The following is a 16,868-nucleotide window of genomic DNA, read 5'->3' on the forward strand; positions in this document are numbered from 1 at the left end:
ATGATTTTTGTACCAAATGAAAACCACGACCCAAGAATCAATTTAGCAATTGAACAATACTTGTTGCAAGAAATGCCATTAGATGAACCCATTTTGCTCTTTTATATCAATGAACCTTCAATCATCATCGGTAGGAATCAGAACACGATTGAAGAAATCAATCGAGATTATGTGGAAGAACATGGTATTCATGTGGTCCGCCGTCTAAGTGGAGGCGGAGCTGTCTACCATGATTTTGGGAACTTGAACTTTAGTTTTATTATGCCTGATGATGGTGATTCCTTCCGTGATTTTGCGAAAGTAACACAACCAATCATCCAAGCACTTCATGAATTGGGTGTTGCCGGGGCTGAGTTGAAAGGCCGAAATGATTTAGTCATTGATGGTATGAAATTTTCCGGTAATGCGATGTATGCTACCAACGGCCGGATGTTTGCTCATGGAACGATCATGTTCGACTCTGATATCAATGAAGTAGTCAATGCATTAAAAGTAAAAAAAGACAAAATCGAATCAAAAGGAATCAAATCGATCCGTTCTCGTGTGACGAATATCAAACCGTTTCTTCCCGAAGAAAAACAAAAAATGACAACGGAAGAATTTCGTCAAGAAATCTTGTTGAAAATTTTTGGTGTAGAATCAGTAGAGGAAGTAAAAACATACGAATTGACCGACGAAGATTGGAAAAAAATCAATCGAATCTCTGAAGAATATTACCGAAATTGGGATTGGAATTACGGAAAGTCCCCAGATTTCAATTTCTCTCGTCAAAAACGTTTCTCTATCGGTTCGATCGAAGTCCACTTGAATGTATCAGAAGGAATGATTAAAGAAGCAAAAATCTTTGGTGATTTCTTCGGACTAGGAGATATCTCTGATGTCGAAAAAAAATTGGTGGGACAGAAATATGATAAAGAATCTCTATCAAAAATAGTTGACCAAATTGATGTGAAAAAATATTTTGGTGCGATAGAATCAGAAGAATTACTTACCTTACTTTATTAAAAACAAAAAGCAGCGGAATCCTTATGTATTGGATTCCACTGCTTTTTTATATAGAATTCGAGTAATTTCGGGAAAGCTGAACAGTGATCCGATCAATCAATGTATCTTTTTCCTGCGTTAGTGTTCCAGTGTAACGATCTGCCACATCTTTCATCATCATCAAATCAAAGCGTTCCTGATCATCTAATTCTTCTGTGATACCTCGACTAAATATATTCGTATCATAATGTGCACTATGTTCGCAACAAATGACGAAATGATTCTCTTGCTCATATATCGACAAATGAATTTTTCGATACAGCGGATTTTCGATGGCATGAGTTTCTCTAAAGGAATGCTCTAGGGCATGAATCAAAAGCTGGGCTAGATCATCATCTTTGATAGGAAGCTCCTCCGGAAGTTCTGCTTCGAAGATGATCTGGATATTCCGTTTATCAGCTAACTGTTGATAGCGCGCGAAAATCAGATTTGTCATCTGATGATTGCAAAAAGAACACAGCATTTCAAAATTTTTTGCTTCTTCCAAGATTGTTTCCACATATTTTTTTGCTTTTACTTGATCCGTATGCATTAAGTCTTGCAGATTTTCCATTTCCTGAACAAATTCTAAACGAAGCGTATTTACTTCTTGGATATGCTGTCGCAGTTGCTCATAATGCTGTTCCAGCAAATCGTTTTTGATTTTTAAGAAATCTACTTGTCTTCGGTCTTTATCTGTGTTCAGAATGTGGTCAATCAGATTGTAACTGATAATAACAATCAAAATAATAATGAATAAAATCGTAGACCAATTGATCGTCGTTTGATAAATACCTAGTGCTGTTTGGATATAAATCAAGCAGTGGATAATGGCAACCAAGACGATCCAAGGTGTACAAACTACATAAAAACGATTGTTCTTATATGCTTCACCAATGCAGGTAAGCGAAGTGACTAGAGTACTGATAACACTAGCTATATTAGCAATTGGCATCAATTCAGGAAGTTCAGCAGAAGTAAAAGCTGCATAAAGCAGAACACCAGAAAAGATCGAAAGCTGGATTATACAAAAAATCCCATACCATTTTTTATAATAAATCATCCGGCTCCAATAATAGCAGATAATGAAAGACGAGGTTAGGATAATAAATAAATGAGATAAAAAAGAGTGAACGAATGGTTCAAAAAGGATGCCACTTAAAATATCTTCTGAAACAGCTTCAAATCCTAATGCCAAAGCAAAGCAGCTTAAGATAATCAGCGAGTATTCAAGCCGTTTTTGTTTGTACATCAAGTAGATAGTATAGATAAACGTCCCAATAGCAATGAAAACTGCAATGATCATCGTTAATACTTGTGGTACTGATTGAGAATAGATAAAACCGATTAACGGACCAGTTGTACCCAGATAGACTTTCGGCGGTAACCCAGCGTAGTTCTGATAAGGAGATGAGACAGAGATCATCAATTTTTTTCCGATGTAATCTGATGGTAAATCTATCACAGCCAGTGATAGTCCAGGGTTGCTTTCTGCGTCGTAATCTTCCCGTTGGTATAAAATGTTTCCGTTTAGATACACAGTAATCCATTGATGATTTCCTTTGATTAGTAAATTTGCTTCGTTCAACGGTTTCTCAAGTGTCGTTTCCATAATAAATGTTTCGTCTTTGTCTACGGTAGGAATCGTACGAGTGTACTTGCTGTCAAACTTAAAATCAGGATCATCTTTTGAATAGAAAACCCATGAATCTTTTATTTCTTTCATTTGATTACTATTAGCAGGAGAGAAGATAAAATAGAAGAAATAAGCAATCCCTGCTAAAAATAACACTGATAATATAATTATTATGCTCCATTTTATGCGCATATAGAAAGATTCTTTTTTATTATATATGTTATTAAAAAAAGCCATAAAGGTATTCCTTTCTAACACTTTCTTATACACATCTAGATGTGTATAAGAGACAGGGCCACTAGAGTGACTAAAAATTTTGATAACATTGACATATTTGCTTCCTCTTTCTGATGGATTTTATTTTTACTTCCTATAATTGTACTAGATAAAGACTGTCTCTTATACACATCTAGATGTGTATAAGATATCGTTATTATATGATTAAGAAGGATTGAAGAAAGAAAGGAGCTGAAAACGATGCCTGATTATAAAAAAATAACTTTTGTTAGTTCTGTAACACTGATTATATTTTTAATACTTATTCTTCTCGTCGTCTTGGTTCCCCGAATTTTTGGATTGACTCCTTACATTATTGAGGATAGAGAAATGAACCCATATTATGCACAAGGAAATCTGATATATGTACGACCAAAAAATACAGATGAGATTTTAGTCGGAGATATTATTACATATTATGAAAATTCAGGTAAAAAAATCTCGACACGTCGCGTAATAGCCATTGAAAACAACTACAACGACTTTTATACAAAAGCTGACACACGGACTTATATCGAGCCTGGAGTAGTAAAAAAGAGAAATATTATCGGTAGTCCAATCTTCCAGATTCCATATATTGGTCTGGTCCTTTCAAAAACAGCATTTGCATGGATCCAGGGGTTATTCTTTACGATTGCTTTTTGCTTAACAGGAATCACAGCTTGGAATACTTTTGTAGAGTTGAAGAAGAAGCGGAGACGAACACAGAAATTTTTGTGAGAATGTTGAAAAAGACAAATATATTCAAGAGATACCACTACTCTTCTGAACGAGTGATACGGAAAACACTAATACAGCTTGTAGATTTAGCTAGTTGTTCGTATAATGTGTAAAGAGGAGGAGTAGTATGCGCAATGAAATGATGCATCGTCCTGTAGTCAAAGAAGAACTATTGGACTTTATGCGTACCCAGCAAAAAAAATTACCGGGTGAGCTAGGCAAATTGGAAGAAGAAGCTCATGTAGCAGAAGTACCGGTTATTCCCCACGAAACAGTTGTATTTTTGAAATTTTTACTTGGACAAATTCAGCCTGAACGAATCTTAGAGATCGGTGCAGCTATCGGTTTTTCATCAAGTGTCATGGCGACAACAATCGGAGAAAACGCTCATGTTACGACCATTGATCGTTTCGATGTCATGATCGAGAAAGCGAAAAAAAACTATGAACGTCTAGGATTGACAGATAAAGTAACCTTGCTTGAAGGGCAAGCCGCAGATATTTTGCCTGAGTTGTCTGGTCCATATGACTTTATTTTTATGGATAGTGCAAAATCAAAATATATTGAATTTTTACCTGAATGTTTGCGTTTGTTACGAAAAGGTGGCGTTTTGATGGTAGATGATATTTTCCAAGGAGGGACGATCTTGCTCCCTGATGAAGAGATTCCTCGTGGCAAACGAGCTATCCATCGTAAATTAAATGAATTCCTTCGTGTCGTGATGAACCATCCTGATTTGACATCGACCATCTTACCATTAGGCGATGGTGTAATCTTAATGACAAAAGAATCAGAAGAAATCGATTTGTGATACATGATTATGACAATCAGTAAGTGATTGATTATATCAAGGAATCCATCTAAATTTGATGTGAAAGAGACTGTATTTGTAAAACAACTGAAGGAAATAGTGAATAGATTGAAATAAACAGGAGTAAGCATGAAGACAGTGCAACTCCTGTTTTCGACTGATAACCTTAGAATAGATGGAATCGAATGTGTCTTTTCAAAGGATTGATTTGGTAGTTGAATTAAAATAATTGGCTATTTGCTAATTAAATAACTATTTCGTATTGACAGAAGCAATTTAATTATCTATAATTATTGATGTTCCGCTGATTCCTGTCATAGTAGCTCAGCTGGATAGAGCATCCGCCTTCTAAGCGGACGGTCGGGGGTTCGAATCCCTCCTGTGACGCTAAAAAACCGGTAGAAACCTCAGTTTCTAACGGTTTTTCTTTGTTTTTTGTGCCAATATTGTTTGTTTTCAAAGGCAAATAAAATAAAAAAAACATCTTTATCTAGTACAATTATAGGAAGTAAAAATAAAATCCATCAGAAAGAGGAAGCAAATATGTCAATGTTATCAAAATTTTTAGTCACTCTAGTGGCCATCGAATTTTTTTATATCATGTACATCGAAACAGTAAGAACTGATTCCGATACGACAAGCAGAGTTTTTAAAATGAATAAAGAAGAATTAAGCAGAAAATCTGTTCAAACATTATTTAAGAATCAAGGAGTATACAATGGACTATTAGGAGTTGGACTACTTTACGGAGCTTACCTTTCTTCCGCACCTAAAGAAATTACAAGTATGCTGTTGCTATCAATTTTTATTGTTGCATTGTATGGAAGTCTGACTAGCGATCGTTGGATTTTACTAAAACAAGGTGGGTTAGCTCTGCTGGCCTTGCTTTCTATTTTCTTCTAAATGTAGAAAAACAAGGATTTATTGGACAAGAAACTTTGTGAAAAATATTACTTTATCTCATGAAATATGCTATTCTAATGAATGGTATTTTAGAAAATTTCATGAAAAGGAGTTAGATAGGTGTTCAAAAATTATGTTTTATCACTAAAAAAAGAATTTTCAGGTTATGATCTTTCAAGATTTCAGAAAGATCTTTTGGCTGGAATCACAGTAGCTGCTGTAGCATTGCCTTTAGCCTTGGCTTTTGGGGTATCAAGCGGAGCCGATGCGTCCGCAGGTTTGATTACGGCTATCATTGCCGGTCTCGTTATTGGCGGTTTATCAGGCGGTTTTTATCAAATATCAGGTCCGACAGGCGCAATGGCAGCTATTCTAATGTCTATTGCGGCAACAAAGGGAATGCAAGGTGTGTTGCTTGCTACTTTTTTGGCTGGTCTATTTTTACTTGTAGCAGGGCTTTTCCGATTAGGAACACTAACTTCTTTTATCCCAGCACCCGTAATCACAGGATTTACTTCAGGTATTGCTATTATTATTGCATTAGGTCAGATCGATAATTTATTTGGTGTTCATTCGGAAGGTACAAATGTTATTGAAAAGCTAAGTAGTTATCAAACACTAGGTTTTCCAATAAACATAGCATCTTTGATTATGGGAGGACTAGTCATTTTAGGGATGTTCATCTATCCGAAAAAATGGTCGAAACGAATGCCTAGTTCGCTGTTAGCCATCATTTTAGCAACAGTAGTTACGCTACTGTGTCATTTACCAGTAGACACTGTTGGTAACATCCCACAAACATTGATCAGCAGTAATCGCTTGGGCTTGGGAGATTTTAGCTTTTCTGCCTTGCAACAAGTAGCAGTTCCGGCTATTAGCATTGCTCTGTTAGGGATGATTGAGAGCTTATTATGTGGTGCTTCTGCTGGTCGAATGGCAAATAAATCATTAGACAGTAACCAAGAATTAGTGGCACAAGGGGTGGGAAATCTATTGCTTCCTTTTTTTGGCGGGATTCCTGCTACTGCAGCCATTGCTCGTACAAGTGTGGCCATCAAATCTGGCGCACAAACCAGATTAGCTGGCATGATCCATGCAGTTGTCTTGTTGCTTTCCATGCTTGTTTTTGCGCCAGTGATGTCACAGATTCCGATGCCGGCACTTGCAGGTGTTTTGATCGTGACGGCTTGGCGTATGAATGAATGGAGAACGATTAAGGAGCTATTTGTTCATAAATATTGGTCAGCTATTCTATTGTTTGTTCTTACAATGATTTGTACAGTGATCTTTGATTTAAGTATTGCTATTGTAATTGGGATTATCGGCGGTTGTGTATTTTTTGTTGTAAAAAGTGCGGCTATCACGATTTCATTAGAAACAATCGATTGGCAAAGAATAGGGCTGCCAGAAACGGAAAAGCTGAATAATTGGACAGTAGTGTACATTAGCGGTCCGCTGTTTTTCATGTCTTCAGAGAAACTAAAAAATAAATTGGAAGAACTAAACCATCACGACGGTGTCATCTTCTCCATGCGTGGCGTACCAAGTATTGATTTGACGGCACGCGCAATTTTTGATGAATTTCAAGAAAAAGCAGAACAGAGAGGACAAACGATTATCTATACTTCCTTGCAGCCGGAAGTAGAAAAACAACTTTCTCACTTATGGGAATATACATCCACACATCAACATCAAACAGTTGCCCATGCGTTGACAGCATTGCATGCGAAATATACTGCAATGAGCCATTAAAACAATGAAAAAGAACAGACAAGACTGTAAACTAACAATTTCACCGTCTTGTCTGTTCTTTTTAATCTTGTTGTAAAAGTGAAGCTAGTACTTGCCAATCTTGATGGATAACAGGTACAAGGGAACGATTATAGAAAATAGCTGCTGGATGAAAAAGTGGAAGGATACGGTAGTTTTTTTCTGACCATTCGTAGGCATCTTTTTGTTTTGTTAGCTGTAAGACGGGACCTGTATAGAGTTGACCATGGTTTTTGGTAACAGTATATTCTTTACCAAGTAATCGTTGCAGGCCGATATTTCCAAGTGTCGCAATTAATTTTGGCTGGACTTCCATCAGTTCGTAATCCAGTATCGGTGCGTGTGCAAATACTTCGGATCGCGTAGGTGTACGATTTGGATAAACAGTTTCTGTCTGTTGTGTCCGTTTATTGATCCGATGGGTCACGCGATACGGGCGACTCCGTACAGCACTGGTGATATAGACATCTTCTCGTGTTAAACCAGTGGAAGAAAGTGCCTGCATCAATTCTTTTCCAGCTTGTCCGCTAAAAGGGATGTGTGTATCAATCTCTGTTTTTCCTGGGGCTTCTCCTACAAGCATTAATTTAGGATGAAGAGGTCCTTGCCCAGCGACAAATCCTTCTACAGGACGGCCGTTCATCCTTAAAGAAGCCTCTAGTATCAATTCTGTTGGGTATTCCATTCGTGCTCCTCCTTTTTCTTTTATTATAAGAAGAAAAGAAACGCAATGCGACTATTTTATTTAGCAGAAACGAAGAGGAAAGAAAAGCAGGAGCACGATTGTTTAAATCTTTATTTCATTTTTTGACTTTAAATTTAGTTGACGAACAGCGGCTGTTCTGGTAAGCTAGTACTGTTGTAATTGTGGACTCCACAGCTACAACCGCTCAGAACAAGTAATAAGCACAGCAGATGCTGTCACTTCGGATGGCGAGTCTAAGTATATCAGAAGGAGGTGCTTTATAGCATGTACGCAATTATTAAAACTGGTGGTAAACAAGTAAAAGTTGAAGTTGGACAAGCAATCTATGTTGAAAAACTTGACGTTGAAGCAGGAGAAAAAGTTGTTTTTGACGAAGTTATCTTAGTAGGTGGCGAATCTACAAAAGTAGGCGCTCCAACTGTTGCAGGTGCAACTGTTGAAGGTACTGTTGAAAAACACGGCAAACAAAAGAAAGTCGTTACTTTCAAATACAAACCTAAAAAACATTCACACCGCAAACAAGGTCATCGTCAACCATATACAAAAGTGGTTATCGACGCGATCAACGCTTAATCAGCGTTTGAGAAAGAAGGCCTATATATGATCAAAGGAACATTTAAGCGAAATGACGCAGGTCAGATCGTTTCATTCACTTTGACCGGGCATGCTGATGCTGGTCCTTATGGAAGTGATATCGTTTGTGCAGGTGTTTCTGCGTTAGCGATCAGCACTGTCAACGGGATTGCCTCATTAGCCGGTTTTGAACCGATTGTTGAAATGAATGAAGAAGAAGGCGGTTATCTTTATACCGAAGTCACTTCAGGAATGACACAAGAACAAAACAATATTGCTGAGATTCTATTAGAAAATCTTTTATTAGGTTTACAATCAATAGAAGCTGAAAACTCAGAATATATCCAAATTAAAACAATCAATGATAAATAGGAGGTGCAGACCATGTTGTTATCTATGAATCTACAATTATTTGCCCACAAAAAAGGTGGCGGTTCTACATCTAACGGCCGTGACTCAGAATCAAAACGTCTAGGTGCTAAACGCGCTGATGGACAAACAGTTACAGGTGGATCAATTCTTTATCGTCAACGCGGTACAAAAATCTATCCAGGTGTAAACGTGGGTATCGGTGGAGACGACACTTTATTTGCAAAAGTTGATGGCGTAGTACGTTTCGAACGTAAAGGCCGTAACAAAAAACAAGTGTCTGTTTATCCAGTAGCTCAAGAAGCTTAATTGAAGCTTGCGATTAAAGAGGTTGTGACAAGATTTTTGTCACAACCTCTTTTTTGTTTATAAAAAAAGTTGGAATGAAGGATGCGAAGGTTGCCATGTCTTTTTACGCTTAAGATTTTTTTGCCATTTTGTAATCAGAATGTTTTGATAACTATTGTTTTTATTGATGAAAGCGATATCGTTTGCTATCAGCAGCATCATTGTAGGATAAATAGTGTTCTTTTTCTTGTTTCCGATATAAAAATGGAGTTGATATTTTGTGTTCTTTTATCTTCATTACGCTTGTCCCTTCGCTTGTTGTCAACGAAACAAAATCAGGTAAATAGTTGACGAAACGGAAATAAATACATAGTATTATGTTTTGAAGCCTAAGAACAACAGTCTATAGAAAAGGAGCGATACCATTGGCAAAACGCATGGACCGAATTTATATGTATGTCAAAGAAAAAACCGCTCATTTAACAAAGGCAGAATATGACCAAGGAGTAACGACACAAGAAATTGCTGAAGTGTTAGGAATCCAAAGAACGAATAGCAGTAAAGATCTGAATCAGCTAGTGCGCGAAGGAAAACTGATAAAGACAGATGGACGACCAGTACGTTACATATATCAAACACTCGCTACGCACGTAAAGCCAGCTGCAAAACATGTGGTCAGTTACAAAGAAACGCCGGTCTCTGAAGAAAAAAATACGCTCCAGATAGATACTAAGGATATCTTTGCAAAAATCATTGGAGCTAATGGTAGCATGAAAAACTCAGTGGAACAGGCAAAAGCTGCGATCTTGTATCCGCCAAGAGGATTAAATTGCTTGATTACAGGACCTACCGGATCAGGAAAGACTTATTTTGCGCACGCGATGTATCATTTTGCCAAAGCACATCATGTAATAGATGAGGAAACGGAACTGATTGTTTTCAATTGTGCTGATTACGCGAATAACCCTGAGCTTTTGATGAGCCATTTATTTGGGTATGCAAAAGGAGCCTTTACAGGTGCAGATGAAGAAAAAATGGGAATTATCGATCAAGCGGATGGTGGTATGTTATTTCTGGATGAAATTCACCGATTGCCTCCAGAAGGTCAAGAAATGATCTTTTACTTTATGGATCACGGGACTTACAGTCGACTTGGAGAAACAACGAAATCTCATGAAGCAAATGTACGAATCGTAGGTGCGACCACAGAAGATCCAGGCTCTTCGCTATTGGAAACTTTTGTTCGGCGTATCCCAATTAATATCAAACTTCCGGCTTTTGAAAAACGCCCTGCAAATGAGAAAGTCGATTTAGTAAAAATTATGATTGCCCACGAAGCGAACCGCACGCAACGAAAGATCTCTTTGACAGAAGATGTAGCAAAAGCACTGATTGGCAGTGTGACTTATGGGAATATAGGTCAATTGAAGTCGAATATCCAGTTAGTATGCGCACGAGGATTTCTAAATCATATGCAATCTCCCGAAATATCGATTACGATTGATGATTTGACAGAAGGGATTCGTAGCGGATTGATTCAATTAGCAAGCAACCGCAGTGCAATGGCAGAGCTTTCTAAAATATTGGAGCCAAAGATAACTGTAGCACCAAACGATACAATCATGAAAATCCAATCAGACTCCTATGAATTACCTTATAATCTATATGATATCATCGGAGATAAAGCAGCTTTGCTGAAGTCGGATGGGTTGGACCAAGAAGCAATCAATCACTTTATTTCTACAGATATCAACATCCATCTGAAGTCTTTTTATAAAGACCATGGGTTTTCTTTTAATGCAGATAGCAAATTAGCAGAATTTGTAGATCCAAAAATCATAGAAGTGACCAATCAGATTTATGTAATGGTCAAAAGATCTTTACCATATGACTTTCAGCAAAACTTTATTTATGCTATGAGCTTGCATATCAGTTCGTTTTTGAAAAAGATCAATTTAGGAGAAGAACGGCATACGAATGATAATATCCGTGAGATGGCATTTGATTTTCCAGATGAATATGCTGTTGCGAAAGAAGTGCGTAGTTATATAGAAACGTATTTTCAAGTGGATATTCCAGAAAGTGAAGACTACTACTTGACTGTTCTACTCGTCTCGTTACGGGCGAACCAAGCAAGCGGCAGAATCGGTGTAGTCGTTGCAGCTCACGGAAACAGTACAGCGAGCAGTATGGTTCAGGTTGTCCAACAGTTGTTAGATGCAGAGAACGTACGAGCAGTAGACATGCCGTTGGATATGGATCCGAAAACAGCTTTAGACCGCATTGAACGCAATGTACAAGAAGTAGATGAAGGAAGTGGGGTCATACTATTAGTGGATATGGGGTCCCTCGCCTCATTTAATTCGCAAATTCAGCGAGACACCGGGATACCTGTACGTACCGTTGACATGGTAACAACTTCTCTAGTTTTGGAAACTGTACGAAAGGTCTCTGTATTAGGGACAGATTTAGATATGTTGCATGAATCATTGAAGAATTTTCGAGGTTACGCAGAAATATCTTCTGTAGAACCTGTCCAGGAAACAAAACCTATCCATAAGAAAAAAGCTGTTTTGGCCATTTGTGCATCTGGCGAAGGTACAGCGCAAAGAATCAAAGAATTGATCGAACGAGCGGTAAATAAGCGTCAAGAAACAGAATTAGAAGTTCTAGCTTTGTCGATTGTGGAAGTGAAAGAAGAATTGCCAGTTATCCAAAAAGAATATCAGATCATAGCAACTACTGGAATTACTGATTTGAATATCCAAGCACCATTTATTCCTTTAGAGCGCTTCATTGATCAAAATATCGAAGTCATTTTGGATCAGTTGCTTATGGAATCAGAAATGGAAGAAACTGAATTCATCTCGCTAGATGAAGAGACAGCTAAAAAAACATGTGTTGAATTTATCTCTGAGAACTTCATCTTTATCAATGGTAGTAAACTAATTGATCCAATGTGGCAATTTTCTACACAAATCTCTCAGACGATGGGAATTGGCAATGAAGAATATGGCTTTAAGATCAACTTAGTGATGCACACAGCAGGAATGATCGAACGGATTATTCGAAATGAAACGTTGATGGTGGAACAAAACGAATTGACGAATATAACGAGTGATCCTCTTTATAATCAATTAACAGCCTCGGTTGTCCTGCTAGAAGATAAGATAAAAGTAAAAGTGCCAATAGAAGAAATGTATTATCTGCTACGTCTAGTGCATAATCAGCTAGATAAAAAAGAATACACTATGCCTTAAATACACAAAAACGATACACTTTTATAGTGTATCGTTTTTGTGTATTGGTTAAGAATCCTTTAAATTCAATTAGTGTATCACAAAAAAATTGGCACGCTTTTTGCTTATAGTAGTGTGTGCTAGGAGGTGGTTGTTCACGCAGAAATGATAGGGGTTTCTGTGAAGTAGTGAGGAAGAAGGAGTTTTGCAGATGGATATTCGATTGGCACGTATAGATGATCGTTTAATCCACGGGCAGGTCGCAACAGTTTGGTCGAAGCAAACAGGTGTTGAACGTATCATTGTGATCAGCGATGTAGTTGCTCAAGATAAATTGAGAAAGTTTCTATTAAAAGAAGCTGCACCGCCGGGAATCACAGCAAATGTAATAACCGTGCAGAAAATGATTCAAATCTATCATAGTGGACTATTATCACGAGCAAAAGTGATGCTTTTATTCACCAATCCTCAAGATGTTGAAGCGGTTGTCCGCTGCGGTGTACAGTTGAAGTCGTTGAATATCGGCGGTATGAGTTTTACTGAAGGCAAATCAATGATTACCAATTTTGTTTCAGTAAATCAACAAGATATTGATTCCTTTCGTTACTTGAACAGTCAAGAAGTGGAGTTAGAGATTCGAAAAGTACCTGCTGACAGGAAAATCCTTTTGATGGAACTACTAGCGAAAATCAAAAAGGTGTAACAAAAATGGTTGTTGGAAAAGGTCAAATAATTCTGTTGTAATGGTTAGCAATTATTAATATTTTTGAATTTGTTACAACAAAAGTAAATAGGAGGTATAAATATGGTAGGGATTATCCTAGCAAGTCATGGACAATTTGCTGAAGGAATCTTACAATCCGGTTCAATGATCTTTGGCGAACAAGAAAACGTCAAAGCTGTGATTTTGAAACCAAGTGAAGGTCCAGATGACTTGAGAGCCAAATTGGAAGAAGCGGTTGCTTCTTTTGATAATCAAGACGAAGTGTTATTCTTAGTTGATTTATGGGGCGGAACACCGTTCAATCAATCAAACACATTATTCGAAGAGCACAAAGATAAATGGGCAATCGTCAGCGGTTTGAATTTGCCAATGTTGATTGAAGCCTATGCATCACGCTTTTCAATGGAATCTGCTCATGAAATTGCAGCGCATATCATTGAAACAGCAAAAGATGGTGTAAAAGTGAAACCGGAAGAATTAGAACCGGCAGAAGCACCGAAAGCAGCAGTTGAAGACGCACAACCTAAAGGAGCACTTCCAGAAGGAACTGTGGTCGGAGACGGGAAAATCAAATATGTATTAGCTCGTGTTGACTCACGTCTGTTACATGGACAAGTTGCGACAGCTTGGACAAAAGCAGTGCAACCAAACCGTATTATCGTTGTTTCAGATGCAGTATCAAAGGATGATCTGCGTAAGAGACTAATCGAACAAGCTGCTCCTCCAGGTGTAAAAGCAAATGTTATTCCTATTAGCAAAATGATCGAAGTCGCAAAAGACCCTCGTTTTGGAAATACCAAAGCATTGCTTTTATTTGAAAATCCTGAAGACGTATTGACAGCTGTTGAAGGTGGCGTGGACATCAAAGAATTAAATGTTGGATCAATGGCGCATTCAGTTGGTAAAGTCGTTGTAAGTAAAGTATTGTCTATGGGACAAGAAGATGTTGAAGCGTTTGAGAAGCTTGAACAAAAAGGTGTGAAATTCGATGTACGTAAAGTACCTAATGATTCACGCGATAACATGGATGACATTTTGAAAAAAGCAAAAGCTGAATTAGCAAAAGCGTAATAAATAATATTAAAGTTTATAGGAGGCTTATCATGTCTATTATTTCAATAATTTTAGTCGTATTAGTTGCCTTTCTAGCTGGTATGGAAGGTATTCTTGATGAATTTCAATTTCATCAACCACTAGTGGCATGTACATTGATCGGTTTAGTTACCGGTAACCTCGAAGCTGGTATCGTACTTGGCGGTACACTTCAAATGATCGCTTTAGGTTGGGCAAATATCGGTGCCGCTGTAGCACCAGATGCTGCATTAGCATCAGTAGCATCAGCAATTATTTTAGTTCTAGGTGGACAAGGTGTTAAAGGTGTTCCTTCTGCGATCGCGATTGCCGTTCCTTTGGCTGTTGCAGGGTTGTTCTTAACAATGATCGTACGTACAATCGCTGTTCCAATCGTTCATTTGATGGATGCGGCTGCTGAAGAAGGAAACATCCGTACGGTTGAAATGTGGCACATCATTGCTGTATGTTTACAAGGGGTTCGTATCGCGGTCCCAGCAGCAGCATTGCTATTTATCCCAGCACAAACTGTGCAATCATTCCTTGAATCAATGCCAGCATGGTTAACAGATGGTATGGCAATCGGTGGGGGAATGGTCGTAGCTGTAGGTTACGCTTTGGTAATCAACATGATGGCTACAAAAGAAGTATGGCCATTCTTCATTATCGGTTTTGTTGTAGCTGCAATTTCTCAATTAACATTGATTGCTCTAGGTGCTTTAGGTGTTGCATTAGCTCTTATTTACTTGAACCTTTCTAAAATGGGTGGTTCATCAAATAATGGAGGCGGAAGCAACTCTGGTGACCCTTTAGGCGACATTTTGAATGACTATTAATCTTGAAGGAGGAAAATAAAATGGCAGAAGAAAAAATCAAATTATCAAAAAAAGATCGTTTAGCTGTTGCATGGCGCTCTACCTTCATTCAAGGTTCATGGAACTACGAACGTATGCAAAACGGTGGCTGGGCATTTTCTATGATTCCAGCAATCAAAAAATTATACAAAACAAAAGAAGAACGTTCTGCAGCATTGAAACGTCACTTGGAATTCTTTAATACACACCCATACATTGCTTCTCCAATTTTAGGGGTTACATTGGCACTGGAAGAAGAACGTGCGAATGGCGCACCTGTTGATGATGTAGCGATTCAAGGGGTTAAAGTAGGTATGATGGGTCCTTTAGCTGGTGTTGGTGACCCAGTGTTCTGGTTTACAGTACGTCCAATGCTAGGTGCACTAGGTGCTTCATTAGCTATGGGAGGAAATATCCTTGGACCAATCATCTTCTTCTTAGGTTGGAACATTATTCGTTGGGCATTCATGTGGTATACACAAGAATTCGGCTACAGAGCTGGTTCTAAAATTACGGATGACCTTTCTGGCGGATTATTACAAGACGTAACAAAAGGTGCTTCTATTTTAGGGATGTTCGTATTAGCTGCCTTGGTACAAAGATGGGTATCAATCAAATTCTTACCAGTTGTATCAACTGTAAAATTAGATAAAGGTGCTTACATCGAATGGGATAAATTGCCTTCAGGTGGTGAAGGAATCAAGAGCGCATTTGAACAAGTTAATAATGGCTTAGCCCTTTCTCCTGAAAAGGTAACAACGTTACAAGACAACTTAGACCAATTGATTCCTGGTTTAGCTGCATTAGGATTAACATTGTTCTGTATGTGGTTGCTTAAGAAAAAAGTTTCTCCAATCGTTATTATCCTTGGTTTATTCGTAGTCGGTGTTGTAGGACACGTCATCGGACTTTTATAATCCATAAAAATATAGCTCGGGCGTTGTCCCGAGCTTTTTTTATATAGTATACTGTGAATAAACAGATATTTGGAGGGAGACAATGGTTCAATCAATCAATACAAAAGTAGACTTAGTAATTGACGCTACTTCATTTACGGGGCTGACAGATTACGGACAAATCATGATAGGCGATAATGGCTTTGAATTTTACCATGCGCGAGATAAACGCAAATATATCCAAATTCCATGGGAAGAAGTGGATTATGTACTAGCATCGGTCATGCTAAAAGGAAAATGGATTCCTCGATATGCCATTCAAACGAAAAAAAATGGTACATACACATTTTCTTCCAAAGAACCTAAAAAAGTACTTCGTGCGATCAGAGAATATGTAGATGAAGATAGAATGGTACAATCATTGAGTTTCTTTGATGTAGTGAAACGTGGTATCCGTAGCATGTTTAAACGCAAATAAAAAATAAAGAAAACTTCTAAGGGGAGGTTTTCTTTATTTTTTACTTTGCAGAAGAAAATATGAAATAGCAGTACCAATTATTTGTCCCCTTTAAATCCCTTATGCTAAAATTGATTAGCAAAGAAGGAGGTTATATTATGAGTTGGTTATGGACATTGATTGTTGGAGCTGTGATCGGAGCGATTGCAGGTGCAATCACCAGCAAAGGAAATTCGATGGGCTGTATCACGAATATCATTGCTGGATTAGTTGGTTCAAGTATTGGACAAGCGATTTTCGGCGAATGGGGACCAGAAGCTGCAGGTATGGCACTTATTCCATCTATTTTAGGTGCAGTAATTTTGGTAGCAGTTGTCTCGTTTTTCTTTGGAAAACGGTCATAAGTTTTTTACAAAATAGTAAACTAAAAGGAGTTGCAGCGAGACTGTGACTCCTTTTTGGCTTTCTTTCTTTAAAAGAAAAAGAAGTTTTCCGGAAATTTTTATTTAACTGTCGTGTACGAAGAAAAGTTTGCTATAATAGAAAAAAGCG

General features: G+C 37.8%; 17 protein-coding genes, 1 tRNA gene and 1 other annotated feature. Of the genes, 16 read left to right on the forward strand and 2 right to left on the reverse strand.

The features are described from left to right. Window positions 1-1,005: a lipoate--protein ligase gene (locus tag A5849_RS12345; RefSeq protein WP_002310251.1), complete on the forward strand. Its 1,005-nt coding sequence runs from the start codon at window positions 1-3 to the stop codon at window positions 1,003-1,005. A 46-nt stretch (window positions 1,006-1,051) separates the two neighbouring features. On the opposite strand, the gene A5849_RS12350 is transcribed toward A5849_RS12345, so the two are convergent. After that, window positions 1,052-2,896 carry a hypothetical protein gene (locus tag A5849_RS12350; protein WP_002314222.1) on the reverse strand — a complete coding sequence of 615 codons (1,845 nt, stop codon included), beginning with the start codon at window positions 2,894-2,896 and terminating at the stop codon, window positions 1,052-1,054. Window positions 2,897-3,136: 240 nt separating this feature from the next. On the opposite strand from A5849_RS12350, the gene A5849_RS12360 reads away from it, so the two are divergent. The 5 genes from A5849_RS12360 (at window position 3,137) to A5849_RS12380 (ending at window position 7,121) form a co-directional block, all read left to right on the forward strand. Continuing rightward, window positions 3,137-3,655 carry a signal peptidase I gene (locus A5849_RS12360; protein ID WP_002292363.1) on the forward strand — a complete coding sequence of 173 codons (519 nt, stop codon included), beginning with the start codon at window positions 3,137-3,139 and terminating at the stop codon, window positions 3,653-3,655. Window positions 3,656-3,782: 127 nt separating this feature from the next. Next, window positions 3,783-4,466, forward strand: a complete 684-nt coding sequence (locus tag A5849_RS12365) for an O-methyltransferase (protein WP_002310254.1) — start codon at window positions 3,783-3,785, stop codon at window positions 4,464-4,466. 313 nt (window positions 4,467-4,779) lie between these two features. Next, window positions 4,780-4,853: transfer RNA gene (locus tag A5849_RS12370), tRNA-Arg, on the forward strand. Between the two features lie 156 nt (window positions 4,854-5,009). Further along, window positions 5,010-5,369, forward strand: coding sequence for a DUF1304 domain-containing protein (locus tag A5849_RS12375; protein ID WP_002310256.1), 360 nt, complete (start codon window positions 5,010-5,012; stop codon window positions 5,367-5,369). A gap of 120 nt (window positions 5,370-5,489) precedes the next feature. Further along, complete coding sequence (locus A5849_RS12380; protein ID WP_086310136.1) at window positions 5,490-7,121, forward strand: SulP family inorganic anion transporter; 1,632 nt, start codon at window positions 5,490-5,492, stop codon at window positions 7,119-7,121. 61 nt (window positions 7,122-7,182) lie between these two features. On the opposite strand, the gene A5849_RS12385 is transcribed toward A5849_RS12380, so the two are convergent. Further along, window positions 7,183-7,824 carry a uracil-DNA glycosylase gene (locus A5849_RS12385; RefSeq protein WP_002310259.1) on the reverse strand — a complete coding sequence of 214 codons (642 nt, stop codon included), beginning with the start codon at window positions 7,822-7,824 and terminating at the stop codon, window positions 7,183-7,185. Window positions 7,825-8,013: 189 nt separating this feature from the next. Beyond that, window positions 8,014-8,090: a sequence feature (ribosomal protein L21 leader region), on the forward strand. Between the two features lie 19 nt (window positions 8,091-8,109). Between A5849_RS12385 and rplU the strand changes: the two genes are divergently transcribed. The 10 genes from rplU to A5849_RS12435 all read left to right on the forward strand — a co-directional run bounded on the left by rplU (window position 8,110) and on the right by A5849_RS12435 (window position 16,720). Beyond that, entirely contained in the window at window positions 8,110-8,418 is a 309-nt protein-coding gene (gene rplU, locus A5849_RS12390) for a 50S ribosomal protein L21 (RefSeq protein WP_002289450.1), read from the forward strand. Window positions 8,419-8,445: 27 nt separating this feature from the next. Beyond that, window positions 8,446-8,790 carry a ribosomal-processing cysteine protease Prp gene (locus tag A5849_RS12395; RefSeq protein WP_002289451.1) on the forward strand — a complete coding sequence of 115 codons (345 nt, stop codon included), beginning with the start codon at window positions 8,446-8,448 and terminating at the stop codon, window positions 8,788-8,790. A 12-nt stretch (window positions 8,791-8,802) separates the two neighbouring features. Then, window positions 8,803-9,096 carry a 50S ribosomal protein L27 gene (gene rpmA, locus A5849_RS12400; protein WP_002289452.1) on the forward strand — a complete coding sequence of 98 codons (294 nt, stop codon included), beginning with the start codon at window positions 8,803-8,805 and terminating at the stop codon, window positions 9,094-9,096. Window positions 9,097-9,527: 431 nt separating this feature from the next. Then, on the forward strand, window positions 9,528-12,335 hold the full coding sequence (locus A5849_RS12405) for a sigma 54-interacting transcriptional regulator (protein WP_172757305.1): 2,808 nt from the start codon (window positions 9,528-9,530) through the stop codon (window positions 12,333-12,335). Between the two features lie 190 nt (window positions 12,336-12,525). Next, window positions 12,526-13,017, forward strand: coding sequence for a mannose/fructose/sorbose PTS transporter subunit IIB (locus A5849_RS12410; RefSeq protein WP_002289455.1), 492 nt, complete (start codon window positions 12,526-12,528; stop codon window positions 13,015-13,017). Between the two features lie 102 nt (window positions 13,018-13,119). Continuing rightward, window positions 13,120-14,109: a mannose/fructose/sorbose PTS transporter subunit IIB gene (locus A5849_RS12415; protein WP_002289456.1), complete on the forward strand. Its 990-nt coding sequence runs from the start codon at window positions 13,120-13,122 to the stop codon at window positions 14,107-14,109. Window positions 14,110-14,141: 32 nt separating this feature from the next. After that, complete coding sequence (locus A5849_RS12420; RefSeq protein ID WP_002310261.1) at window positions 14,142-14,945, forward strand: PTS mannose/fructose/sorbose transporter subunit IIC; 804 nt, start codon at window positions 14,142-14,144, stop codon at window positions 14,943-14,945. Between the two features lie 20 nt (window positions 14,946-14,965). Then, window positions 14,966-15,880, forward strand: a complete 915-nt coding sequence (locus A5849_RS12425; RefSeq protein WP_002310262.1) for a PTS system mannose/fructose/sorbose family transporter subunit IID — start codon at window positions 14,966-14,968, stop codon at window positions 15,878-15,880. Between the two features lie 82 nt (window positions 15,881-15,962). After that, the gene (locus A5849_RS12430) at window positions 15,963-16,337 is read left to right on the forward strand and encodes a DUF956 family protein (protein ID WP_002310263.1); all 375 of its coding nucleotides are present in this window, start codon (window positions 15,963-15,965) and stop codon (window positions 16,335-16,337) included. Between the two features lie 137 nt (window positions 16,338-16,474). Continuing rightward, complete coding sequence (locus A5849_RS12435) at window positions 16,475-16,720, forward strand: GlsB/YeaQ/YmgE family stress response membrane protein (protein WP_002310264.1); 246 nt, start codon at window positions 16,475-16,477, stop codon at window positions 16,718-16,720. Window positions 16,721-16,868: the final 148 nt, after the last annotated feature.

This window comes from Enterococcus sp. 10F3_DIV0382, assembly GCF_002140245.1.
In the GTDB taxonomy this organism is placed as follows: domain Bacteria; phylum Bacillota; class Bacilli; order Lactobacillales; family Enterococcaceae; genus Enterococcus_B; species Enterococcus_B lactis.